14 protein-coding genes, 1 tRNA gene, 1 pseudogene and 1 CRISPR repeat array are annotated in these 24,614 nt (G+C 69.0%); of the genes and pseudogenes, 15 read left to right on the top strand and 1 reads right to left on the bottom strand.

Going from position 1 to position 24,614, the window contains the following annotated elements:
* Positions 1 to 489: 489 nt before the first annotated feature.
* The gene (locus ACQP1S_RS21595; protein WP_432898460.1) at positions 490 to 2,487 is read right to left on the bottom strand and encodes a tetratricopeptide repeat protein; all 1,998 of its coding nucleotides are present in this window, start codon (positions 2,485 to 2,487) and stop codon (positions 490 to 492) included.
* Between the two features lie 93 nt (positions 2,488 to 2,580).
* On the opposite strand from ACQP1S_RS21595, the gene ACQP1S_RS21590 reads away from it, so the two are divergent.
* The 15 genes and pseudogenes from ACQP1S_RS21590 to cas1c all read left to right on the top strand — a co-directional run bounded on the left by ACQP1S_RS21590 (position 2,581) and on the right by cas1c (position 24,613).
* Positions 2,581 to 2,664, top strand: a tRNA-Leu gene (locus tag ACQP1S_RS21590).
* Between the two features lie 160 nt (positions 2,665 to 2,824).
* Positions 2,825 to 3,277 (top strand): hypothetical protein, encoded by a 453-nt coding sequence (locus ACQP1S_RS21585; protein ID WP_432898457.1) that lies wholly within the window; start codon positions 2,825 to 2,827, stop codon positions 3,275 to 3,277.
* The gene (locus ACQP1S_RS21580) at positions 3,270 to 4,289 is read left to right on the top strand and encodes a tyrosine-type recombinase/integrase (RefSeq protein WP_432898454.1); all 1,020 of its coding nucleotides are present in this window, start codon (positions 3,270 to 3,272) and stop codon (positions 4,287 to 4,289) included. The genes ACQP1S_RS21585 and ACQP1S_RS21580 overlap by 8 nt, the downstream gene beginning before the upstream one ends.
* A 486-nt stretch (positions 4,290 to 4,775) precedes the next feature.
* Positions 4,776 to 7,750: a CRISPR direct-repeat array (repeat unit 36 nt; unit sequence GCTGCAACGGAGACCGACCGGAACGGCCGGTGAGAC).
* A 520-nt stretch (positions 7,751 to 8,270) separates the two neighbouring features.
* Entirely contained in the window at positions 8,271 to 10,673 is a 2,403-nt protein-coding gene (gene cas3g / locus ACQP1S_RS21575; RefSeq protein ID WP_432898451.1) for a type I-G CRISPR-associated helicase/endonuclease Cas3g, read from the top strand.
* Positions 10,670 to 12,805: a type I-G CRISPR-associated protein Cas8g1/Csx17 gene (cas8g1, locus tag ACQP1S_RS21570; protein WP_432898449.1), complete on the top strand. Its 2,136-nt coding sequence runs from the start codon at positions 10,670 to 10,672 to the stop codon at positions 12,803 to 12,805. The genes cas3g and cas8g1 overlap by 4 nt, the downstream gene beginning before the upstream one ends.
* The gene (gene cas7g / locus ACQP1S_RS21565; protein ID WP_432898446.1) at positions 12,802 to 13,722 is read left to right on the top strand and encodes a type I-G CRISPR-associated RAMP protein Csb1/Cas7g; all 921 of its coding nucleotides are present in this window, start codon (positions 12,802 to 12,804) and stop codon (positions 13,720 to 13,722) included. Before cas8g1 ends, cas7g begins: the two co-directional genes overlap by 4 nt.
* Positions 13,719 to 15,119 carry a type I-G CRISPR-associated protein Csb2 gene (gene csb2, locus ACQP1S_RS21560; protein WP_432898443.1) on the top strand — a complete coding sequence of 467 codons (1,401 nt, stop codon included), beginning with the start codon at positions 13,719 to 13,721 and terminating at the stop codon, positions 15,117 to 15,119. The genes cas7g and csb2 overlap by 4 nt, the downstream gene beginning before the upstream one ends.
* Before the next feature lie 738 nt (positions 15,120 to 15,857).
* Entirely contained in the window at positions 15,858 to 16,082 is a 225-nt protein-coding gene (locus tag ACQP1S_RS21555; RefSeq protein ID WP_432898440.1) for a hypothetical protein, read from the top strand.
* 293 nt (positions 16,083 to 16,375) lie between these two features.
* A pseudogene (locus ACQP1S_RS21550) lies at positions 16,376 to 16,570 on the top strand (transposase); the annotation flags it as partial.
* 318 nt (positions 16,571 to 16,888) lie between these two features.
* A complete protein-coding gene (cas3, locus tag ACQP1S_RS21545; protein WP_432908183.1) occupies positions 16,889 to 19,180 on the top strand; it encodes a CRISPR-associated helicase Cas3' in 2,292 nt (763 codons plus the stop codon).
* Between the two features lie 362 nt (positions 19,181 to 19,542).
* The gene (cas5c, locus tag ACQP1S_RS21540) at positions 19,543 to 20,232 is read left to right on the top strand and encodes a type I-C CRISPR-associated protein Cas5c (RefSeq protein ID WP_432898438.1); all 690 of its coding nucleotides are present in this window, start codon (positions 19,543 to 19,545) and stop codon (positions 20,230 to 20,232) included.
* Positions 20,232 to 22,058, top strand: coding sequence for a type I-C CRISPR-associated protein Cas8c/Csd1 (gene cas8c, locus ACQP1S_RS21535; protein ID WP_432898435.1), 1,827 nt, complete (start codon positions 20,232 to 20,234; stop codon positions 22,056 to 22,058). Before cas5c ends, cas8c begins: the two co-directional genes overlap by 1 nt.
* Positions 22,055 to 22,945, top strand: coding sequence for a type I-C CRISPR-associated protein Cas7/Csd2 (gene cas7c / locus ACQP1S_RS21530; protein ID WP_432898432.1), 891 nt, complete (start codon positions 22,055 to 22,057; stop codon positions 22,943 to 22,945). Before cas8c ends, cas7c begins: the two co-directional genes overlap by 4 nt.
* Positions 22,942 to 23,592 (top strand): CRISPR-associated protein Cas4, encoded by a 651-nt coding sequence (cas4, locus tag ACQP1S_RS21525; protein ID WP_432898429.1) that lies wholly within the window; start codon positions 22,942 to 22,944, stop codon positions 23,590 to 23,592. The genes cas7c and cas4 overlap by 4 nt, the downstream gene beginning before the upstream one ends.
* Positions 23,585 to 24,613, top strand: coding sequence for a type I-C CRISPR-associated endonuclease Cas1c (cas1c, locus tag ACQP1S_RS21520; RefSeq protein WP_432898426.1), 1,029 nt, complete (start codon positions 23,585 to 23,587; stop codon positions 24,611 to 24,613). The genes cas4 and cas1c overlap by 8 nt, the downstream gene beginning before the upstream one ends.
* Position 24,614 lies beyond the last annotated feature (1 nt).

Genomic DNA, 24,614 nt, shown 5'->3' with positions numbered 1-24,614 from the left:
CGGCGGGGTACCCGCCGCCGAGACCCTCGCGGTTTTCGGCGGGCCACGCGGGGACGCTCGCGCCCCAGGCGCCGGTGTCCAGCGGCGGCGGGAAATCGTCCGGCGGACGCCGTGGCGGTCGGGACCCCGCCGGGTCGGGCGGGGCCACCACGGACGGACCATCGACCGGGTACGCCGGGTCCGGTGGCCCGGACGGCGCACCGGCCGGCTCCGGCGGAGCACTCATCGGTGCTGGTACCGGTGCCGGGGTGGCCACCGGCGTCGGCGCTGCGGCGTCGGCCGATGGTGTCGGTGGCGGCGACACCGGCCCTGCGTGCGGTGCCGGCCCTGCGTGCGGTGCCGGCCCTGCGTGCGGTGCCGGCCCTGCGTGCGGTGCCGGGAGCGGCGGGCTCGGTGCCGGTGGTGGGGCCGGCGCCTCCGGTGGCGGTGCCGTGCGCGCTGCCGGTGCCGGTGCCGGTGCCGGTGCAGCTGGTGCTGCCGGCGGAGTTTCTACCGCCGGGCGTGCGGTCGGTGCCGGCGGCCGAGCGGGTTCGGTGGCCGACCCGACGGTGGTCGGTGTGCCGGGCGGGGCCTGGCGGTCCGACGCGACGGTGGTCGGTGCACCGGGCGAGGGCTGGTGGTCCGGTGCGACGGTTCCCGGGGCCCGGGTGGGGTCGTGCTCCGGCTCCTCCAGCAAGGGCCCGAGCTGCTGAACCTGCACCGTCGGTCGGTCCCAGCCCGGTGCCGGCAGGGCCCCGGCACGGGGCGGTGCGGACGGGGCGTCCGGCGTGCCGCTCGACGCCGCGCGCGCGGTGGTCGGGTCGGTCGCCGGCCCCGGCGGGGCGATGCCTGCCGGGGTGGGGTCACCATGCCCACGGTTGGCGGCGGGCGCACTGGCGTCCTCCGGGGAGATGCGGGGTGCGGGGAGTCGGGTGGACTCGGCCGCCTGCTCCGGTGCGCCGGTCGGTCGCGGTGTGCCGGCCGCCCCGACGGAGGACCCCGCCGGGGCGGCCGGCGTGGCCGCAGGGCGTCCCGGACCGGCGACGTCGGTGTGCCCACCGGGTGGGGCGGGCGGGAGCACGGTCGGCTGGCCGTGCCGGATGGGCGGGCCGGCGGGGAGCGCGGTCGGCCGGCCAGGGCTGGACGGCGACGCGGCGGGGAGCACGACCGGCTGGCCGTGGTGGGCGGGCGGGCCGGGGGTGCCGTGGGCGGCTGGGCGGGGTGCCGTGCGGGTGGGAACACCGCCGCCGGATCGGGCTGCCCCGGTGGGACCGGCGACGGCTGGCGGTGCGGCGCAGCGGGGGGCGGTGGTGCCGCAGACAACGGCTGGCCCGGTGGTGGGGCGGGTGGGGGTAGGGCAGGTGGCGGTGGGGCGGCGGGTGGTGTCCGGAGGTGCGGTGGCGCCCAGGGTGAGGTGGCCGGCGCACCACCCGAGACCGGCGTGGGTGACGGAGCCGGTGGCGTCGAGTGTCGTCGGGGCGGCGGCGACACGGGGGGCACGACGGGGGACGTCGCGACCGGGGGCGGCGGCGAGGACGCCGGTGCCTCGGGCTGCGGTACGGATGTCGGATGGGACCGGGGCGGGGCGGGCCGGTGAGCGCCCTGCACGCCGTACATCTGGCGGGGTAGTGGCACCCGGGGCTCGGCCGTCGGTGCGGGGCTTACCGGTGCGGGCAACTGCCCCGGCGCGCGGCTCTGCCCCGGTGGCGGCGTGCGCACCTGCTGGTCGGAAGGGGTCGGCGGGCCGCCAGGGGCCGGCGGACCGGGCACGGAGGTGGGCGGCGCGGAGGTGGGGCGGGAGGCCGGTGGCACGGCACCGGGCCGGGGCGCCGGGGTGGGAGCACGCCCCTGGTGGGGAACCACCGGAGCGGCATACCCGACCGGTCCCGGCGGCGGTGCGACCGGTCCCGGCGGCGGCGTCGCCGGAAGCGGGACCCCAGGGGCAGGAGGGCTCGCGGCGATTCCCAGGTACTGACGGGCGGCCCGTACGGCGGGATGCTGCTCGCCGAGCACGGCAGGCCCCGCAGTGGCGACCCGGGTGTAGTTGCGGCGGGCCTCGTGCCGGTTGCCCAACTCCTCGGCGACCCCGGCCAGGTCGAAGGCCAGCGCCAGCATCAGTGGGTCGGCCGGATTCCACCGCCGCTCGCCGGCGGCGTAGGCCTCCTCCAGCACCCGACGGGCGGCAGCCGGTTCGTCGGCCTCCCGGTGCAACCTCGCGAGCAGGTGTGCGGTGCCCATGATCTCCGGGTGGTCCTCGCCGTACGCCGGGCGTGCCGAGGCGATCATGTCGGCGAGCAGTTGGCGGGCCACCGACAGGTCACCGGCGGAACGCAGGGCGAGGGCCCGGTGCTGGACTGCGGCGAGGGGTGAGGGTGCGGACACGCAAGCAATGCTGCCGTCTGACCGGGTCCCGACGCTACCCGCCCGGTGCAGCCATCCGGAACGGGCCTCTGACCTGCGATGATCCAGTACCCGGCGGCGGCCCGGGCGGTGATGTGCATGATCCATACGGGCCGTGTACAGTAATGCCCCGTGCGGCCCACCAGGGCGGCTGACCGGGGTGAAAGCCACCGGAGTCGACACGGTAGGCTGAACGGGCAAGTCCGGGTGGCGGAATGGCAGACGCGCTAGCTTGAGGTGCTAGTGCCCGTATAGGGCGTGGGGGTTCAAGTCCCCCCTCGGACACGAGTATCTTTCATTTGTGCACAGTATGACGTAGCGGTGGTCAAGTATGCTTGACCACCGCCGAAGCCTCTACGACACAGCCGCTGGCGCTGCCCCTCGTGGCAGGCCCCCCGGAGCGAGAGCTGCGACAACACACGCCAGCTCGGCTGTCATCCCCGCGGTGGCCCTGCCTGGTCAGCAGATCAGCGCACGTGGTGCTCCTGGTTCTCCTGCCGCAGCGATGAGGCGACCTCCGCTACCGCTTCCAACCCTCGCCACCACTCGCAGTCGCCTGGTTGTCTACGGGCTGGTCACGCTGAACGCGCACGGCCGGATCGCCGATCGGTCGGCGATGAAGGTGCTCCAGTGGGTGCCCGGACTGCGATTGAGCATCAGAGAGCGCCACGGGCTGATTGTGGTATCCGCAGATCCACAAGGCGTCTTCAAGGTAGCCAAGGAAGGCCATGTACGGCTGCCGGCGGTGGTTCGCCAGTGGTGCGGCCTCGCCGCCGGTGACCGCGTATTCATCGTGGCTGAACCAGCCAGCGGACGGCTGGTAGTTCACCCGCCCGCGAAGCTCGACGAGCTGATCACCCAGGCTCACGATGCGGTTTTCGGGAGCGGACATGAGTGACGCTGCGGCGAATTGTGCGGAGTTGGACGCGGCGCGGCTGCTGCTCGCTCGGATGGGCATCTCGCCTGCTGATCTGTTGGATGCTGCGGTGGCTCGTCCTGTGTCGCCGACGTTCGCCGAGTATGTTCCGGTGGTGGCGGCTGCGGTCACGGTGGGTACGCGGCGTGCCTACGGCTCCTATTGGAAGCGGGTGGTGGAGCACTGGGGGCAGCGAAGGCTGGATGAGCCCACACCCTCGGAGATCGAGCAGTTGGCGGAGTACGTCAAGACGCATGTGGTGGCTCGGCGGAATGCCCGTGGCGGTCGCAGCGCGGCGGAGCATCTGATTGCCGCCCTGCGGTGTCTCTACAAGAGGGCGGTCGCTGACGGCTTTATCGCGGCGTCGGACAATCCTGCGTTGAAGGTGGCGAAGCCGCGACGGTTGCCGAGCACACGGCGTGCGATGGCGGACGCCCGGCTGGCCGAGATCAACGAGGTTGCAGGCAGCACAGGCGACGATCCGGCGCTCGACACCCTGCTCTTGCGGTTGCATACCGAGACGGCGTGCCGGCGCGGCGGGGCGCTGGCGCTTCGCCCGGCCGACCTGGATCCGGAGCAGTGTCTGATTCTCCTTCGGGAGAAGGGAGACTCGATGCGTTGGCAGCCGGTGTCTCCCACGCTGATGCGGTATCTACAGCGGCATGCGGAGGAGCGGGGTGCGACGGAGACGGGGCCGCTGCTGCGCTACCGCAACGGTCAGCCCCTCACGTATCGGCGGTATGACCATCTGTGGGTACGCATCGGCGAGCACCTGCCGTGGGTGTATGTGCAGCAGATCAGCACTCACTGGCTGCGTCACACCACCTTGACCTGGGTGGAACGGAACTTCGGCTACGCCATCGCACGCGCCTACGCCGGTCACTCGGAAGGCGGTGGTGATGCCGGCACCACAGCCACCTATGTGCGAGCGACGTTGCAGGAGATCGCCGCCGCCCTAGCGGTCCTTACCAACGAGCCACATCCTCTGAGCTAGACGTCGGGTGGGACCTGGTCCTACGAGGCTGGGTCCCACCAATGCTGCGGCTACTCGTCATGACGTCCGCGCCCCGGCAGCAGCGGTGACTGGCGCAAAGCGGGCGGCCGACCCGCCTCCTGGGGCTGTCACGGAGACCGGCCCGACGGCCGGTGGGACGAAGGCCTAACGTTCTGCCTGCGGCTGCACGTCCTGCTGCGACGACACGGACGCCGGCCCGGGCGGCCGGATAGAACGCGGTTTACCACCTTGCGCATCTCGTCGACCGCCTCGGCGCTGCAAAACCGAGACTGACCGGAAGGGGGAACCCGATCTGGGCGCTGGTTAACGAGGGCACCGACTGGGAGCTGCAACGGGGACCGACCTGGACGGCCGGTAAGACCCACAAGCCGATCTCCGCCACCCTCAAGGCGCTCCAGCTGCAACGGAGACCGACGCGGCCGGTGAGACGGGGATCACGTCGAGGAGGTGGACCGCCGGGTCGTAGCTGCAACGGGGACCGACCGGGATGGTCGGTGAGACAGGCTTGATCATGTCCAGGTACTCCCCGGGCATCGTGCTGAAACGGAGACCGACCGGAACGGCCGGTGAGACGCTGGGCCATCTGGAACGGGCAGTGCCGTCGGGACGTGCTGCAACGGAGACCGACCGGAACGGCCGGTGAGACAGGGTGGCGGCGGGGGATGGGCACCAACTACGGGCGGGGCTGCAACGGAGACCGACCGGAACGGCCGGTGAGACGGACGAAGCCGCGGCGGCTGTTGTCGGTATCGGCCAGGCTGCAACGGAGACCGACCGGAACGGCCGGTGAGACCCGCGAGGCTTGGGGGTAGACGCGGGACAGTTCGGTTGCTGCAACGGAGACCGACCGGAACGGCCAGTGAGACACGGGCTGATGGTGCAGCACAAGCGCCGGTTCTTCGAGCTGCAACGGAGACCGACCGGAACGGCCGGTGAGACGACACCGGAGAACTGGAGCAGGTAGTCGACGAGTGGGCGCTGCAACGGAGACCGACCGGAACGGCCGGTGAGACTAGTGCGCCAGCGGCACCGACGACGGCGCGGCGAGCACGCTGCAACGGAGACCGACCGGAACGGCCGGTGAGACGACCGCCTCGAACGCCTCGATCAGCACGTTGAGCACGAAGCTGCAACGGAGACCGACCGGAACGGCCGGTGAGACGTGCGGTTCTGGTCCGGGTGGCGGGCCGGGCCCTGGGGCTGCAATGGAGACCGACCGGAACGGCCGGTGAGACACGGGTACGCGGCACGAAGGTGGAAAGCCAGATTCGGCTGCAACGGAGACCGACCGGAACGGCCGGTGAGACGTCAACGCCGGCCCGGCCGTCTTGTCGATAAACCCGAAGCTGCAACGGAGACCGACCGGAACGGCCGGTGAGACCACCGTCGCACACCACCACCCCTGTCTGACCGTCCCCGGCTGCAACGGAGACCGACCGGAACGGCCGGTGAGACGCGTGGCAGCCCGAACCCGACGAGATGCTCGCCGCCGAGCTGCAACGGAGACCGACCGGAACGGCCGGTGAGACTCCCACCTGATCACCTGCGGGGTGGTTCTCGGCGCCGGTGCTGCAACGGAGACCGACCGGAACGGCCGGTGAGACGCTGGCGCACCGACGGGAAGGCGGAGGCCTGGATCGTGCTGCAACGGAGACCGACCGGAACGGCCGGTGAGACCATGAGCATGGTCGAGGCGTACGGGCAGGCGTGCTACCTGCTGCAACGGAGACCGACCGGAACGGCCGGTGAGACGGGCCATCTGGACGACGGTCCAGATCTTGACGGCGGCGAGCTGCAACGGAGACCGACCGGAACGGCCGGTGAGACGCCCCGTCGGACACCCGGTACTCGCTGGCCACGATCCGGCTGCAACGGAGACCGACCGGAACGGCCGGTGAGACTCGGGGAGACCCTCAGACCCGGTCCGGGTGTCCGCGTAGCTGCAACGGAGACCGACCGGAACGGCCGGTGAGACCTGCGCCCGGTCGACCAGGACGCACAGGTCCCGGCGGCTGCAACGGAGACCGACCGGAACGGCCGGTGAGACGGCCGAGCCATGTCTCCGCCTCGGTGACGCTCTGACGGCTGCAACGGAGACCGACCGGAACGGCCGGTGAGACAGCGTGACCGCTCCCGCTCAGGCTCCACCGAAGGACGAGCTGCAACGGAGACCGACCGGAACGGCCGGTGAGACCGCCCGCGCCATGTGGCACGCGGAGGCCCAGGGGCCGCTGCAACGGAGACCGACCGGAACGGCCGGTGAGACACCACCATCCCCGCGATCGAGGAGACCCGAGCCGCATGCTGCAACGGAGACCGACCGGAACGGCCGGTGAGACGCCACGCGAACCGTCAACAGTTCGCAGGCCAGAGGCCAGCTGCAACGGAGACCGACCGGAACGGCCGGTGAGACCACGGGAGGCGGTCAGACCGCGACGATCAGGGCGGCGGCGCTGCAACGGAGACCGACCGGAACGGCCGGTGAGACCTGTACCTGCGGCCCGGGGTCCGGCCGCACGCCACGCTGCAACGGAGACCGACCGGAACGGCCGGTGAGACGGCTGGATCGTCGGCGACCTGCTCCAGGTGATCAACGACGCTGCAACGGAGACCGACCGGAACGGCCGGTGAGACTCGCGCCGGGGCACCCGCACGGCGACCCTGCTCGCCGCGATGCTGCAACGGAGACCGACCGGAACGGCCGGTGAGACTGGCTACACCCCCTGAGACGGGGCAGCCCACCGCGCTGCAACGGAGACCGACCGGAACGGCCAGTGAGACCCGAGGCCAGCATGGGCCAACCCGAGCCCAAGGTGAGAGCTGCAACGGAGACCGACCGGAACGGCCGGTGAGACGCCTGAGGAGACCCAATGACCGACACGACCACCCGGCTGCAACGGAGACCGACCGGAACGGCCGGTGAGACCGACAACCTCGCGTACATCGCGGAGCGGCGGGCGTACCCGCTGCAACGGAGACCGACCGGAACGGCCGGTGAGACCCGACGACGCCAAGGCCGACCTGCGGCAGCTCGTCCAGCTGCAACGGAGACCGACCGGAACGGCCGGTGAGACACCAGAGCCCGGAAGCCCTGCATGTCGGGCAGGGAGGTGCTGCAACGGAGACCGACCGGAACGGCCGGTGAGACCAGGTCAAGGACGAGATCCTCAACAAGAAGGGCGAGGCTGCAACGGAGACCGACCGGAACGGCCGGTGAGACCGACGAGTGGCGGCAGGCCATCGACAACGCCCTCGCCCGCTGCAACGGAGACCGACCGGAACGGCCGGTGAGACCGACCCTCACCGGCCAGCGGATCGCGGTCGCCAAGGCTGCAACGGAGACCGACCGGAACGGCCGGTGAGACCCCACTGTCGGCCCGCACTCCGCAGGCGTTGCACCGCTAGCTGCAACGGAGACCGACCGGAACGGCCGGTGAGACCCCTCATCGAGCAGCAACTATAGGTTGATCTCGATCAGTGTCGGATCAATGAGCGTCCGTTTTGTTTGCTATGGGTAGTTTCTTGGTTAGGAACCTTGTGCTGAGGCGGTGATTGCTGGGGGTTCCGAACCGGGCTGTGTCCGTGGTTGTTTGAGTTGTCAAGTTCCGGGTCCACTAGAGGGCGTGCTGCTCGTCGTTGGGGGCCGGTGCTCGGGGCGGCGTTGCTGCTCGTTCCCAGTTGGCCTCGTTCTGGTGGCGGGGGCCCGTGGCTTAGTTCTGGCGGGACGCTGGGGTCAGCGTAGCTGTGGACGGGCTCCCGTTCGTTGTGGGTTTCGGGGTTGTTGTGGAAGGTGCCTCGGCTTCGATGTGGATGTGGATGTGTGAAGCGGGGCGTTGGAGGCTCGCGTCTGGGTCTGGTTGCCGACAGTGTCGTACCTGGGGTGTAGGACCTGATTCGGCAAGGCTGCGTCTTTGATCGCTTGGTCGTCGGTGTCGGTGGTCGGTTCGTTGAGGAGTGGTTGTGGCGTCGTTTGATGCGTTCTTCAAGGCGGCGACCGGCGAGTTTCCGTATGGGTATCAGGCGCGGTTGGCGCGTGATGGGTTGCCGGCTGTGGTGCGGGCGCCGACGGGCACGGGGAAGACCGGGATCATCTTGGCGTGGTTGTGGCGGCGGTTGGAGGGGCCTGATCCTGTGGGGACGCCTCGGCGGTTGATCTTTGCGTTGCCTCAGCGGTCTTTGGTGGAGCAGGTGGCTCGGGAGGCTGTGGGGTGGTTGGAGAACCTGGGGTTGTCCGATCGGGTTGCGGTGCATGTGGTGATGGGTGGGGCGGGGGATTCTCAGCGGCGGTGGCGGTTGGACATGTTTCGTCCGGCGATTGTCGTCGGGACGGTGGATTCGTTGGTGAGTAAGGCGTTGAACAGGGGATACGGGATCTCTCGGGCGATGTATCCGATTGATTTCGCGTTGGTGGGCAACGGTGCCCATTGGGTTGTCGACGAGATCCAGTTGTGTCCGGAGTCGACGACGACGTTGCGGCAGTTGGCCGGTTTCACCTGTGGTGGGGGTGTGGGGTCGTGGGTGACGGCGGAGCCGACGGGGTTGACGTGTATGTCGGCCACGGTGTCGGTTGGCCTGCTGGACACGGTGGACAATCCTGCTCCGGCTGAGGGTGATGTGGTGCGGATCGAGGCGGAGGATCGGGTCGGGAAGTTAGCTGTTCGGCTGGGTGCGCGGCGGAGGGTCGGGAGGCTCCCGGTCGAGCCGGGCGACTACCGGGCGGTGGCGTCGGAGGTGCTGCGGCGGCACCGTCCGGGCACTCTCACCCTCGTGGTGGTGAACACGGTAGCCGCAGCTCGTGGTGTTCACGCTGCTCTGCGTGCGGGACCGGTGCCGCACACGTTGCTTCATTCCCGGTTCCGGGGTGTCGAGCGTGAGAGTCTCGCGGTGCAGATCTGTGCCGTCCCTGCGGGTGCAGGTCAGATCGTTGTCGCGACGCAGGTCGTCGAAGCAGGGCTTGATCTTGATGCGGCGGTGTTGTTTACCGAGGCCGCGCCGTGGCCGTCGGTCGTGCAGCGCGCCGGGCGGTGTAATCGTCGGGGGCTGCTCGATGATGCTGAGTTGTGGTGGTTGCCGCCTGTTCGGCATCTGCCGTACGAGGAGGCGGATGTGCGGGCGACGGTGGCGGAGTTGACGGTTCTGGAGGGTGTGGCGGTGACGGGTGAGGACATGCTTGATCGGGAGGTGTTCACCACCGAGCCGGAGGTCACTGTCCTGCGTAGGGCGGATTTCCTCGCCTTGTTTGACACTGCGCCGGACCTTACCGGTGCTGATCTGGATGTGGGGCCGTATGTGCGTGACGCCGACGACCTTGACGTTCAACTCGCCTGGGCGGACTGGACGCCGGTGGACGCCACGGGGCGGCCGGGCCCGGGAATGAAGGCGCCGGAGGCGAAGTGGCGCTGCGGGGTGCCCCTGGGGGAGTTGCGGGTCTTCGCGAAACGAGCTGTGGTGTGGCGGTTCACGCAGGCGGTGGGGCAGTGGACCCGGGTGACTGATCGGCAGCCGGCCCGGCCGGGGGAGGTGCTGGTCGTCGCGGCCAGCGCGGGGGGTTATGACCCCGAGGCCGGGTTCGACCTGTCGGCACGGAGGCCGGTGTCAGGTTGCCCGTCGCTGGATCCGATCCCGGACCGGGTACCGGTGTTTGATCAGGCCGGTGGTGCCGAGGAGGCGTTCCGGCAGGACGACGCGAGCGTGGCGCAAGGGCAGTGGCTGAGCCTGGAGCAGCACAGTGTCGATGTGCGGGAGCATGTGGAGGCGCTCGTCGGGGCGACCGGTCCGGCGCTGCCGGTGTCGATGCTGCGCGCGGTCGCGGTCGCCGCCTACGCCCACGACGTTGGGAAGGCACATCCGACGTGGCAGGATGCCCTGTGCGCGTTGGCGGTGCCCGGGGACCGTGACTGGGTGGACGCGGGCCGTCCGTGGGCGAAGTCTGGTGGCAGCGGCCGACTGGTGTATCCGGACGGGACCAGCGATTTCCGGCATGAGTTGGTGTCGCTGCTGCTGCTCGATGGCCCGCTGCGGGGTCTCCTCGCCGACGTCGAGGACCCGGACCTGGTGCGGTATCTGGTTCTCGCCCATCACGGGAAGCTGCGGATCCAGGTACGCGGGCCGGACGACACCGACGACGATCGGCTCCTCGGCCTCAAGGAGCGCGAGGTGGTGCTGACCTCGGAGTTGCTGGGGCAGCCGGCGGGCACGTTGACCGTCGACCTGGACCAGTTCGGGCTCGGTGGGGCCCGCTCGTGGACCCGCACCGCCCTCGGTCTGCGCGACCGGTACGGGCCGTTCGTGTTGGCGTACCTGGAGACCCTGGTCCGCATCGCGGACTGGCGGGCCAGCGCCAACCTGGAGAAAGCCTCGTGACCCGTCATCTGATGCCGGGACTGCGCCCTGTCCCGCTGAGCGCCTACCTGGCGGGTCTGGGCTTGTTCCGCGTCGTCGCGGAGCAGGCCGATCCGGAGGCGACCGCCCGGTGGACGGCGGAGGGAATGGTCCTGGCCACGACGGTGCCGGACCTCGCCGGCTGGTTGGTCGACGAGTACGTGCCGACGCCGGTGCTGAGCCCGTGGAACGAGGGGAGTGGTTTCGGGGCGAAGGACAAGACTCCGAAGCAGGCCCTCGACGCCCTGGCCGCCCACCCCTCGCCTCGTCTTGCCCCGATGCGGGCGGCGTTGGTCACCGCGACGAGAGTGGGACAGCAGTCCCGGTCGTTGGGCTGGACGAAGGAACGCACGATCCGCCAGTTCCGCAACCACGCCCCCGACGCGCTGCTGCCCTGGATCGATGCCACGGTCATCCTCGTGGGGAACCAGAGCTACTTCCCGCCGCTGCTCGGCACCGGCGGCAACGACGGCCGCCTGGAGTTCTCCACCACCTTCCACCAACGGCTCCTTGAGGTGCTGCCGGTGAAGCCGGCGGACGTTGCGCGGTCTGTCGCCCACGCCCGCGATCTCCTTACCGGTCAGCAGAGCGTGCCGTTGAGTCGGGCTACCGGTGGCCAGTTCGACCCGCTGTCCACCGGCGGACCGAACTCCTCACCGTTCGGTGTCGCTGACGCGATCGTGAATCCGTGGGCGTTCGTCCTGATGGTCGAGGGGGCGCTGTTCTTCGCGTCCACCGCGGTGCGTCGACACCAGCATCAGGTGGGGCGGGCTGCGATTCCTTTCACCGTCGCGTCTACCGCCGATGGCACGACCAGCGGCGCGGCGGGGGAGGAGTCCCGGGGGGAGATCTGGGCGCCGCTGTGGGAGCGGCCGTTCAGCCTGCCGGAGGTGACGCAGCTCTTCGCCGACGCCCGGGCGGCGTGGCGGGGGCGACCCGCCCGCCGGGCGGTGGAGTTCTACGCCGCCACGAGAAGCCTCGGCGTCGCCCGGGGCGTTGCCGCGTTCACCCGCTACGGGCTGCACCAACGCAACGGGCTGTCCTACGTGGCGGTGCCGCTGGACCGGGTCACGGTGCAGACCCGACCAGAGGTGCGGCTCGTCGCCCGACTGGAAGACTGGGTGTCGTGGGTCCGCCGCGACGCCCACACCGGCACCGTGCAGGACACGCTGCGCCGCTTCGACACCGCGCATCTCGCCTACGTCCGCGACGACGGGACGTTGCCGTTGGTCCGGCTCCTCGCCGCGGTGACCGACCTCGAACAGGCCGTCGGCCGCAGTAGCCGCACCCGCGAGAAGGTCCCGGTGCGGACACCCCCGTCGGCGGGCGAGTTCCTGACCGTCCTCGCCCGGGCGAGCTGCCCGGAGTTACGGGTCGCGGTCGGTATCGCCTCCACCGCCACCCTCGGAAGCAGAGGCGAGGCGCGGAGCATGCGGCACCTCCTGCTGCCGGTCGACCCCGACCTGCGCTGGCGCGACGCCCCCCTTGTCGCCGGGTTCGGGCTGCGGCCCCTGCGGCCCGTTCTCGCCGACGTGCTGTCCTGGCGCTGCCGCACCGCCCCCGACGAGCAGGACACCACGACCTTCCGCGGATCGCCGACCTTCCGACGGGGGATCGGGGTTCCGGATCGCGACCTGCACGCCTTCGCCGTCCTCGGGCAGCTCGACGAGAAAGCCCTGGACCTGTGGTTGCGCGCCTGTCTCGCCCTGCGGTGGGACGGCGTCGACCACGAGTGGACCGACCCCGATGAGGCGTTCATCCCCATCCCCACCCTCGGGCTCCTGCACCCCCTCGCCACCGGCCTCGCACCTGGGCGCCGGGTCGACAAGGACGTGCCCCGCTGGGCGTTGGGCCCGGACTGGGCAGCACGGCTCGCCGCCGGCCACACCGTGGCCGTGCACACCGACGCCGCCCGCCGCCTGCGCCAGGCCGGCTGGCTGGCCGTGCCCGCACCAGCGCAAATCCTGGTCGACGGGCATGCCCTCGCGGCGGCGTTGGTCCCCCGGTGCCGCCACCCTCAACGCCTCCTCACACGGTATTTCGGCATCTCGACCCGTCCGGACGAACCCACCGGCGCCCCGCATACCCCAGACCTGATCAAGGAGTTGTCGTGACCACCTACCGCACCGTGCTCAAGGCCACGCTGCAACCGGTCATCGGATCCCGCTTCCAACCGACCGGTTTCCCCGACCTCGGCGCCGCGGAGTTCGACTCCGCGCAGGGACGGGCGCTGCTCGTGGAGTCCACCCAGTCGATGGCGAACCGGCTGGAGTCGACCACCTGGGACGAGGCGAACGCCGACCAACGCGGCGACCTTGCCGGCCTGCCCTACGTGCGGGTGGTCGACGCCGAGGGCACCTTCCTGTCCTCCAGCCGCCTGGAGGCACACCGCCTCGCCTCCGCGTACGTCATGAACGGGGAAGTCGACGGCGTCAAAGGCGAGCAATGGATGCGCGACCGCCTCGGACTCACCGCCGGCCGGCCGTTGGACCACCGTGCGGTCGCCCGCGCCTGCTTCGCCCTCGACCCGGTAGCCCTGATCCACGGCGTCTTCTTCGCCCGCAAGGGCTGGCCCTGGCAACCGCGCATCGCCCGCGCCGTCACCAGCTTCATCGAGGCCTACGACGTCCGCCCCGCCGTCAGCGGCGGCGTGAAACGCGACGTCGTGATCAACGAGGCGAAAGACGGCGCCACCGCCGAGGGATACGGCACCGTGCCCCACCACCGGATCGAGTACACCGCCGGGCAGATCACCGCCTACTTCTCCATCGACCACGCCCAGCTGCGCTCCTACGGGCTCTCCGAATCCGGCACCGCCCTGCTGCACGCGCTGATCGATTTCGAGATCGGTACCCTTCTCGACGGCGGGCTGCGGCTACGCACCGCCTGCGACCTCGACGTCGTCGAGATCGACGGAGAACGCCCCGACACCACAGAGGCCGCCCGTCGCATCGCGAAACTCGTCGAGGAATGCGGTGACCAACTCGGCCCGATCACCACCGCCGTCTGGACCGGACGGGGCAAAGGATGACCGCCACCCTCGCCATCCGCTTCCCCCTCGGCCGCTACCACGCCACCCCCTGGGACCGCAGCGTCAACGAAGGAGCCGTGGAATGGCCCCCATCGCCGTGGCGGCTTCTGCGCGCGCTCGTCGCGACCTGGTATACCCGCTGGCCCGACCTGCCCGCACCCACCCTCGACGAACTCCTCGACACCCTCGCCGACCTACCCTCCTACCGCACCCCACCCACCCAGCCCGGCCACACCCGGCACTACCTCCCCGACACCCACCACACCACGGGCGCCACCGGGCACACCGCCCTCACCCTCGACCCCTACCTCGCGGTACCCACCGACCAGGATCTCCTCATCCAATGGCCGGCGAACCTCACCGACGAACAGCGCAACATCCTCGCCAAACTCGCCGAGTTGATTCCCTACCTCGGCCGCGCCGACTCCATCTGCGAAGCCCGACTCCTCGACACCGACGAGCCACCAGACCACACCTGGTGGCAACCCGGTACAGGCGGAACCCACACCGCACGGCTCCTCGCCCCCACCCCACCGATCCGCCGCGCCATCCTCGAAACCACCACCCTCGACGTACGCAAAGGGCGCCGCACCCTACCCCCCGAAACCCGGTGGATCGACTACACCACCACACCCGCGAACCTGCCCCCCACCGGCCCGACCCGGCAACTCGACAGCGCGATCACCGCGATCCGCTTCGCCGTGACCTCTCGCGTCCCACTCAAGGCCACCCACGGCGTCACCCTCGCCGACGAGATCCACCGACTCGCCGCGACTAAAATCGACGGCCCACGGCCCGGCCTGTTCGGCCAACGCGGCGCGGCAACGCACCACCAACACGCCCACTGGATCCCCCTCCCCACCGGATCAGAACCCGCCGCCACCGTCACCGGCTTCCTCGTCTGGGTACCCGGCGGCCTCATGCTTGACGAGGTCGCCCACCTCATCGGCATCCGCACCGCCTCCGGACGCCGCGGCGACTACCAGGTCAGAGGCTTCCCAGACGTCCACCTGCTGCTGCAGGCGACCGGCACACCGGTCCAGGTAGCACCCGAACTCTGCGGCCCAGCCAGGCGGTGGCGCAGCCTCACCCCCTACCTACCCGTCCGGCACCCCAAGCGACAAACCCTCGACGAGTACATCGCCACCGACGTCCACACCGAACTCCACTACCGCAACCTCCCGGCAGCGACCGTCACCCGCCTCAACCCAGACGACGGTCTCTCCGACCGCTGGGCACGCACCTACCGCCGATACCGGCTCTCACCAGAGAAGCTCAACAACGCCCGACCCGGCCTCGGCGTGAGACTGCAGTTCGACCACGGGCAGGAAGGGCCACTGACACTCGGCCAACTCAGCCACTTCGGATACGGGGTCTTCGTGCCGGAGTCAGACTAGACACGACGGCTGCACCGGTAGACCGGAGCGAAGGTCGCAGGGGAGGAGTCCATGTGTTGGCAGTCCTGCCAGCGTGCCGGCTGCATCGTGGTGGACCCGCGAGCTAGCCTGGCACAGCCCGCTGCAGATGATGCGAACCTCGGTCGTTACTTGCCGGCGACGGCAGGCCCCGTTGCGGCGAGCCGGACCCCTGATGTTTCAGGATCACGACGGTACAACCTCCCTGGCCCTGGCTGGGGCTCCGTCATGCCTGCTGAGAGCGTAAGGATAACTTCGAGCCAGACCCATAATGGTGCTTCGCATCGCCCGGCTCGTCGGGTAGCGTCCAGTGACGGAGCGTTGACCGACCCCTACGTGCCGCTCAACGTCGGCGTTGAGGCAGAGCAGGCTCGCAGCGATCGCCCCTTGCAAGATCGGATCGACTTTGGAGCACAGGTGCGACTGGACCCAAGCAAACCAAAGCCAGGCTGCGCCCGGCCACCACGCCGGGCGAGGATCGCAACGCTGGCAGTTTCCGCGCCTGGGCCGGGGTGTGGTGGGGCTGCGCCCGGCCACCACGCCGAGCGAGGATCGCAACGCGCTCTCGGTCGTGGGCTGCGTCGTAGCCGCGCTGGCTGCGCCCGGCCACCACGTCGGGCGAGGATCGCAACGCGCTGCTGGCACTCGCCGGCACCGGCCTGTCCGCCGAGGGCTGCTCCCGACCACCATGCCGAGCGAGGATCGCAACACGCTTGCCCGGTGGCTACCCAACCGGCCTATCGACGGCTGCGCCCGGCCCTCACGCCGGGCGGGGATCGCAACGGCCTAGCCCTGTTCCCGAGCCTCACGCGCCTGGAGATGCTGTGCCCGGCCAATACGCCGGGCAAGGATCGCAACCTCTCTCAAGGCAAGAGAAGACTACCCCGGGGTGATGGCGCGCTGCGCCCGGCCATCACCCCGGGCGAGGATCGCAATGGCGCCTGAAGAGGCTCGTACGTTAGTCCCGCGTCTTGTTCGAAGAATTGTGCGTGCTTTCGCCACAGTAGCGCCCCTCTGATGGACGTTGGTTTCGCCTTCGCGCCAGTAGTGGCTGATTCACGTCTCCATTTCGGCAACGTGAAATGTCCAACCCGACCCAGTAAGAGCGGATACCAACGGTCACAACTCTGCCCGGAATAAGTGCATCCAACCCCGCAATCGTGCCTGGTTCATTTTTGCCTGACCTCGACGTACGTCGCGTCCGCCGAGCCGTCGCGCCGACACCGTACGCCTGCTGCATGACCGAACGGCGACCCTATCCGTCCGACCTGTCCGACGCTGGCTGGGCCCTGATCGCGCCCCGCTTCACCGCCTGGCGACAGGCCCGCACCGACGCCGGCGTCAGCGGCCGCGCCCCCACCCACGACCTCCGCGACATCTTCAACGCCATCCGCGCCGGCATCGCCTGGCGCTACCTACCCCACGACTTCCCGCCCTAGGGCTGCACCAGGGCTGCGTCCGGCGGTCGCGTCGGCGAGGATCGCAACAAGACCCGGTGGTACGAGAGGGACGGGCAGACCCGGTTGCGCCCGGCCGCTGTGCCGGGCGAGGATCGAGTATTCGCCGCCCTGGCCATTACAGCCTGACCGTTCGGCTGTGCCTGGCCATCGCGTCAGTGGCGGATCGCTACCATGTAGCGCGATCCGCCACTGACCTGCGGCATTGGGACGTGTTGGAGCCGTATCAAATGGATCTCTGCGTTTATTGCGTCGCTTAGTTGGACTGGCCCCGCTTGCGTGGCGGGCATCGTAATGATCTTTTGTGGGGGTCTGATCGTGTCTGGTAAGGGTACTCTTTGGGCGCATAGTCCGGCTGATGGCTCTGGCCGGTGGCATTCTCTTGCAGAGCATCTTCATGGCACGGCAGGGTTGGCGCGACGCTTTGCTGCTCCGTTTGGTGGTGGTGAGGTGGCGTACTGGCTTGGTGCGTTGCATGATGTGGGCAAGGCGTCGTGTTCCTGGCAGGACAAGCTTGCTGCGGCTGCGTCCACTGGTGGGGCGGTGGGCATCGACCACAAGTCTCTGGGTACGAGGATCGCGCAGGAACGCGGGCTTGGCCTATTTTCTGGTGCGATTTTCGGTCATCATGGTGGGCTCGTCGATACGCCCGTGCTTCGCGCAATGCTGCGGCAGAGACTTGCCACCTGGTCTGGGGAGGTGGCGTCTGCCGAACGGGAGTTGGCTGCATTGCTGCCCGATCTGCCAGAAGATCTCGGCGCCCTGGTACCAACGGGTTGGCGGGGAGATCCGCTGGCGGGGGAGATGGCGTTGCGTCTGTGCTACAGCGCTTTGGTTGACGCGGATAGTCTGGACACTGGCGCACACTTTCAGGGGTTGATCGGCCCTCGGGTCCGTGCGGATGCCGATTTCGGTCATCTCTACAAGGTGTTCGAGCAGCGGCGTCGTGAGGAACTCTCAGGGCGCGGCGACTCGCCGGTCGCTGGCCTACGGGAGCGGGTCTATGCGGATTGTCTGGCGGCGGCTGAACGTGAGCCTGGGGTGTTCCGCCTCGGCGCCCCGACCGGTGCTGGTAAGACGCTGGCGAGTGGGGGGTTCGCGCTGCGGCATGCGGAGAAGCATGGGTTGCGTCGGGTGATTGTGGCGGTCCCGTTCCTGACCATCACTGAGCAGAATGCCGCCGTCTATCGTCGGCTGTTGGACGAGGACGGCGGTGAGCCGGTCGTCTTGGAACACCACAGCCAGGCCGATTTCGATGATCCGGATGCCGGTCGGTGGGCGCGGCTGGCTGCGGAGAATTGGGACGCGCCGTTTGTTGTTACGACCTTCGTCCGGTTGTTCGAGTCGTTGTATGCGCGTAAGCCGTCGGCGATGCGTCGGGTGCATCGTTTGGCGAACTCGGTGATCGTGTTGGACGAGGTGCAGGCGTTGCCGCATGCGATGCTCGCGCCGATCCTCGATGGTCTTCGTCTTCTCGTGCGGCACTTCGGCACGACGGTGCTGTTGTCCTCGGCGACGCAGCCGAGTTTCTGGGCGCTGGATGAGTTCAAGGACGTGCCGTGTACGGATCTCATCCACGACACTCCGCGTCTGGTTAGTGAGCTGCGGAGGGTGCGGTACGAGTGGCAGCTCGACCCGCGGCCGACGCTGGCTGATGTCGCCGACCAGGCCATGCGCGCAGGTTCGGCGTTGGTGGTGGTCAACACGACGGCGGACGCGAAGATGGTGTTCGACCGGTGGAACGACACCGAGCCTGAGAGGGCGGCGTGGCACCTGTCGACCCGCATGTGTCCGGATCATCGACGGCGGGTGCTGGCGCAGGTGCGCATGCGACTCGACCGGGGTGAGCGAGTCTTGCTGGTGGCGACACAGCTTATTGAGGCCGGGGTGGACGTGGACTTTCCGGTGGTGTTTCGGGCGATGGCGCCGGCGGACTCGCTGTTGCAGGCAGCCGGGCGAGCGAACCGCGAGGGGCGGATGGCCTACGGTGGTCGGGTGGTCGTCTTCGCGCCGCAGGACGGCGGACAACCACCCACGTACAAGACGCTGGTCGGCTGTACTGGGCGTCAGTTCGGCCCGGACAAGGCAGACCCGGACGATGTCGAGGCACTCGGACGCTACTACCGCAACGTGTACGACATGCTTAATCTTGCGGACCGCCAGCACGTCGGGCAACGCATCCAGCATGCCCGACAACGCTGGGAGTTCGAGTCCGTAGCCGACGGTCCGATGGACGCGGGCACCAAACAGCGGGATCGGAAGCTGGCGTTCAGGATGATCGACGATGACGCCGTCAACGTGGTGACACCCCAGGGTACCGAGACGCCCGAACTGCGCGAAGAACTGGAACAGCTCATCGTGGACCTACGCCATGCACCGATCCGGGAGTTGGCAAAGCTGCGCCGCTTGCAGCCGTACACGACGAACCTCCACCCCAGCGCCCTACGCCAAACCGGCGTGATGGCGTTACTGCGACCGATTCTCGGCACCGAGGTACGGCGAGGTGCGCTGGTCGAGTGGATCGGCGAGTACGACCCCGCCACGGGGATCAACCTCGACCCGAACCTGGAGAAGTTCATTTTCTGACGGCGATGGGCCACCAGGTGAGCGCGCGGCGCGCTCACCTGGTGATCCAATCAATCCATGATCTTGTGCAGCCCTCCGGCAGGTGCTGAGGATCGCAACCTTGGGTGTTGCCCGGAGGGGGTTGGCTTCGTCCGACCAAGACTGGCAGGCCCTTGTCGGACGGAGTTTCGCCCCGGAGCGGTCGAGTCGGATTCTTGTCAGTCCTTCATGGAGTGAATCGGCGTGGTGTGGCCGTTCCTGTCGTACCGGTCGTGGATCGTCGCACTCGCTGTGCGAGAGAGCCTCCGATCCTGTGGTGTGGTCTTTCTTCGTTCACGTGTTCGACGAGCTGTCGTGGGAGGGGCTTTGTGGTGACGACGGATGTGGTCAACGGGGTGACTCTGCGGCGTAGCCCGGAGGGTGATCTTCCGGTGGTGGTGCAGGTCAGTGGTGAGGCGGCGTTGTTTTCGCGGCCGGAGTTGAAGGTGGAGCGGGTCAGTTATCCGGTGATGACGCCGTCTGCTGCGGTGGGGGTGCTCGAATCGGTCTTCTGGAAGCCGGAGATGCGGTACCAGATTGTCGCGATCGAGGTACTCAAGCCGGTGCGGCAGTTCTCGATCCGGCGGAACGAGACCTCGGATGTCGCGCCGTTGGCGGAGGCACTCAAGGGCACCCGTCGGGTCGATACGGCAGCGCATCGTGATCAACGTAATGCGGTGTGCCTGCGGGATGTGGCCTACCGGATTCATGCTCATGTCGAGTTGGCGGCGCACGCGGACAAGCCGGTCGCGGCGTACCGGGATCAGTTGCGTCGGCGGGTGCGTAAGGGTGCCTGCTTCCAGCAGCCCTATCTGGGCACTCGCGAGTTCAGCGCGGAGTTTGGCTGGCCGGATGACACGCCCCGGGCGGATGTCAACGAGGAGATCGGCATCATGCTGCACTCCATCCACCGGGACGGGGAGTCGGGTCAGCCGCGGATGGAGTGGTTCGCCGCTCGGGTGGTGGCCGGGGTGTTGTCGGTGCCGGAGCGGGGGATCGAGTTGGCGCTTCCAGTGGAAGGCCGGGTGGTGTAGTGCTGTTGCAGCGGCTGGTGGAGTTCGCCGACACCAGCACAGAGGTCATCCCGCCGTTCTACTCCCGCAAGGCGGTGCGTTGGAGCCTGGAGATCGACGCCAACGGTGTTCCCCAGGGTGGCCTGGTCGATACGTCGAACAAGGACGACCCGAACTCCCGGTTCGGTGCGCCCCGGCTGGTGCCGGCGGTGACCCGGACCGTCGGGATCTCGCCCGCGCTCGCGGTCGACACGGGTGAGTACGTCTTCGGGTGGCTGTCGGAGGGGGTCAAGCCGGAACGGGTCGCCAAGCAGTACACCGCGTTCCGTGCCCTGATCGCCGAGTGGGCGGCAGCCGAACCAGATAGTCATGGTCCGGCTGTCGCCGCCTTCTACCGCGACGGGCACGCGGACCGTGTTTCACCGCCGGCTGACTGGGGCAGGGGAGACCTGGTCGGCTTCTGGGTCGATGGGGTCTACGCGGCGGACGCTGTGTCGGCGCAGCGTTTCTGGGCCGGGGTGGCCGGTGATCGGAAGGGCTCCGGACGCACTGGGCTGTGTCTGGTCTGCGGGCGGGTGCAGCCGCTGCTCCACACGATGCCGCAGCAGATTCCTCGGCGGTGGGTGCCTGGGGCCACCCAGAGCGCGTCGTTGGTCAGCATGAACGAGGCCACGCACGGCTACGAGCTGCAGAAGTTCCTGACTCACACCCCGATCTGCGCCGACTGTGGGTTGAAGTTCATGACCGCGCTGACGGCCCTGCTGTCCGATCCGCGGCACAGCACCGGCCTGTCCGGGCAGAACGCCCGGCTCGCCTGGTGGGTGCTGGGCGGGTCGACCTTCGACCCGTGGGCGACCGTCGAGCAGTTGGACCCCAGCCACATCCACACCTTGGTTGCTGGGCCGGCGAGCGGCGCGGAAGCCTCCCTCGACGAGTTGTCCCGGTACTGCTCGGTGACCGTGGGTGGCAATGTTGCCCGCGTCGTCGTGCGGGACTGGGTCGAGCAACCGATCTCCCGGGTCAAAGACAACATCCGCGCCTGGTTCGACGACCACCGGATCGTCGATGCCTGGACCGGTGAGGTGGCCACCATCAAGGTGTCCCAACTCGCCCGGGTGGCGGGTCGGTTCGAGGCCGGCCGTAACGGAAGCCCCGGGACCTGGACGAAGTTCGGCGCATCCGGTGAACACCGGCCACCTGATCTGTTTCACCGGCTGCTCAGCGCCGCGCTACTCAAGCGGCCGCTGCCGCCGAAGCTACTCAACCACGTCATCAACCGCATCCGGATCGACGGCCGACTCGACCCTGCCCGCGCGGCGTTGATCCGGCTCGCCCTGCGCCGTCACCCGACCCTGCCCGAGCATGAACGAGAGAGGCTGACGCCGACCTTGAACGTCGCCCACAAGCAGCCGGCCTACGTAGCCGGCCGCGTCTTCGCCGTCATGGACGACCTGCAACGCACCGTGTTCCGGGTCGCCGACCAGAAGCTGAACACCACCTTCGCCGAACGCTACTTCGGCCGCGCCATCGACAACCCGCAGGTCGTCATCGTCTCCGGCCGCCGCAACGTGCAGGCGTGGCTCAAACGTCTCCGCGGGCCGCTGCGTCGCCCCGGCTGGTCGGACGCGTACGAACGGCGGCTCGACGACCTGTTCGTTCAACTCGCTGAGATTCCCAGCGCTGCGGTGTTGACGGACAAGGCTCAGTTCATCCTCGGCTATCACCAGCAGCGGGCCGAGATGCGGGCCGAACGACTCGCCGCCGCCGCGAACAAGAAGAAGACCGACCTGCCCCCGGAGCCCGACGACGTGGCACCGACCGCCGACGACGAAGGAGACGACGCATGAGCGCCGCGCATCTCGACCCGACCCGCCGCCACGACGCCGTCCTGCTGTTCGACGTCAGCGACGGCAACCCCAACGGTGACCCGGACGCCGGCAACCAGCCCCGCACCGACGACGAGAGCGGACAGGGCCTGGTCACCGACGTGGCGATCAAACGCAAGATCCGCGATACCGTGTCCCTGCTGCGCGGCGACGACCCGCGCTACGGCATCTTCGTCGAAGCCGGCCACGCCCTGAACACCCGGATCGAGGGCGCCTTCACTGCCAACCCGCCGAAGATCAGCAACAAGCCCACCCCGGCGGAGAGCGCGGCAGCCCAGCAGTGGCTCTGCCAGCACTACTTCGACATCCGGATGTTCGGCGCGGTGCTCAGCACCGGCAAGAGCGGCGGCGCCGGGCAGGTGCGTGGCCCGCTGCAGCTCACCTTCGCCCGCAGCATCGATGCGATCCTGCCCACCGACCACACCATCACCCGGGTCACCCAGACCCGCCAAGACGACATCGACAAAGGTGAGCGCACCGAGATCGGGTCCAAGTGGACCGTCCCGTACGGCCTCTACCGCTCGCACCTGTTCTACTCCGCGCCCCGCGCCGCGAAGACCGGTGTGACCAGCGACGACCTCGCCGCGCTGTGGCAGGCCGTCACCGTCATGTTCGACCACGACCGGGCCGCCAGCCGCGGTGAGATGAAACTCTGCGGGCTCTACGTGTTCAGCCACCCCGACGCCTTCGGAGCCGCCCCCTCGGCCGCCCTCACCCAGCGGATCACCGTCAAGCGCACCAACGACGACAAGGCGGCCCGCGCCCACACCGACTACACCCGCAGCATCGACGAGACGGGGCTACCCGGCGGAGTCGAGCTGACCAAGCTGGTCGATCTCTGGCCGTGACCGACGACCACCCTGCGGACAGCGGCACCGACCTGCGGGAGGTGCCGCTGTCCGCGTTGGAGCACTACGCCTACTGCCACCGGCAGACCGCCCTGATCCACGTCGAGGGCGTCTGGTCGGAGAGCGTCGAGACGGTACGCGGCGACCTGAGCCACACCACCGTCGACCTGCCCGGCATCCAACGCCGCCGGGGTCTCACCACCATCCGGTCACTACCGGTGTGGAGTCACATTCACGGCCTGCGCGGCATCTGCGACGTTGTCGAGTTCGAGATGAACACCGCCACCCCCGTGGAGTACAAGGTCGGACGCTACGAAGCGGGCGGGCCCGCCGAACTGCAACTCGGCGGACAGGCCCTCTGCCTCATCGAAGCCGGCTTCGATGTGCCCACCGGATACATCTACTCCGTCGCCGAACGCCGCCGACACCCCGTACCCATCGACCACGACCTCCTCGACCGAGTCATCGCCGCCACCGCAGCGGTACGCCGGCTGCTGCACACCCCGACGCTGCCGGCGGCACGCAACGACGCCCGCTGCCGGCGATGCTCCCTGCGCGAGGACTGCCTACCCGAACTGACCGACGGCCGGCGGCAGACCCCACCTGACCTGTTGACCCCACGACCATTGGGACAGTGGCGTGACTGAACTACTCAACACCCTCTACGTCCAAACCCCCGGCACCAGCCTGCGCCTCGACGGCGACACCGTCCGGATCTACCACCCCGAACACCCCGGACGCCACCTGCTACCCCTCGTCCGACTCGACCACCTGGTCCTGTTCAGCGGCGTGACCCCCACCGACGACCTGCTCCTCCGATGCGCCGACGACGGCCGCTCCGTCAGCTGGCTCACCGGCAGCGGACGATTCCGCGCCGGCCTGATCGGCCCCACCCACGGCAACCCGCTGCTACGCCAAGCCCAACACCGCGCCGCCGACTCACCAGAACGCCAACTCCCCATCGCCGTCGCCCTCGTCGCCGGCAAAATCCACAACGCCCGACAAGTCCTCCTCCGCACCGCCCGAGACACCAGCGGCCACCGACAAACCGCCCTACGGGCCAGCGCCGAACTCCTCGCCCGACGACTCGAACTCCTCACCACCACCGCCAGCACCAACGAAATCCTCGGCGTCGAAGGCATCGCCGCCCGCGACTACTTCGCCGCCATGCCCTACCTCCTCGGCGACAACACAGACTGGAAGGCATCCGGCCGCAACAAACGACCACCCACCGACCCCCTGAACTGCCTCCTTTCCTTCCTGTACGGCATGCTCCGCGTCGCCGTCCACGGCGCACTCGAACAGGTCGGACTCGACCCCTACATCGGCTTCCTCCACGCCGTCCGACCCGGCAAACCCGCACTCGCCCTCGACCTGATGGAAGAGTTCCGCCCCCTCCTGGCAGACCGCCTCGCCCTCACCATGCTCAACAGACGCGAACTGACCCCCACCGACTTCGAAGAACTACCAAACAAGGCATACCGACTCACCGACAACGGACGAAAGACCGTGCTCGCGGCCTGGCAACAGAGCCGACAACGCGAGTGGCCGCACGCCCAACTCGGCCGCCAAGTACCCGCCGCGCTGCTCCCACTCGTGCAAGCCCGACTACTCGCCCGCCACCTCCGCGGAGACACTGCCGCCTACCAACCCTGGACCGTGAACTGAC

The sequence above is a fragment of the Micromonospora matsumotoense genome (genome assembly GCF_050951065.1).
Lineage (GTDB): Bacteria > Actinomycetota > Actinomycetes > Mycobacteriales > Micromonosporaceae > Micromonospora > Micromonospora matsumotoensis.
This window is presented reverse-complemented; position numbering and strand designations above follow the sequence as displayed.

Bases quoted from the DNA above. Each gene is read 5' to 3' on its own strand.
- ACQP1S_RS21580 (WP_432898454.1), top strand. From the start codon at position 3,270: ATGAGTGACGCTGCGGCGAATTGTGCGGAGTTGGACGCGGCGCGGCTG.
- cas7c (WP_432898432.1), top strand. From the start codon at position 22,055: ATGAGCGCCGCGCATCTCGACCCGACCCGCCGCCACGACGCCGTCCTG.
- ACQP1S_RS21595 (WP_432898460.1), bottom strand. From the start codon at position 2,487: ATGGATCATGCACATCACCGCCCGGGCCGCCGCCGGGTACTGGATCAT.
- csb2 (WP_432898443.1), top strand. From the start codon at position 13,719: ATGACCGCCACCCTCGCCATCCGCTTCCCCCTCGGCCGCTACCACGCC.
- cas3 (WP_432908183.1), top strand. From the start codon at position 16,889: ATGATCTTTTGTGGGGGTCTGATCGTGTCTGGTAAGGGTACTCTTTGG.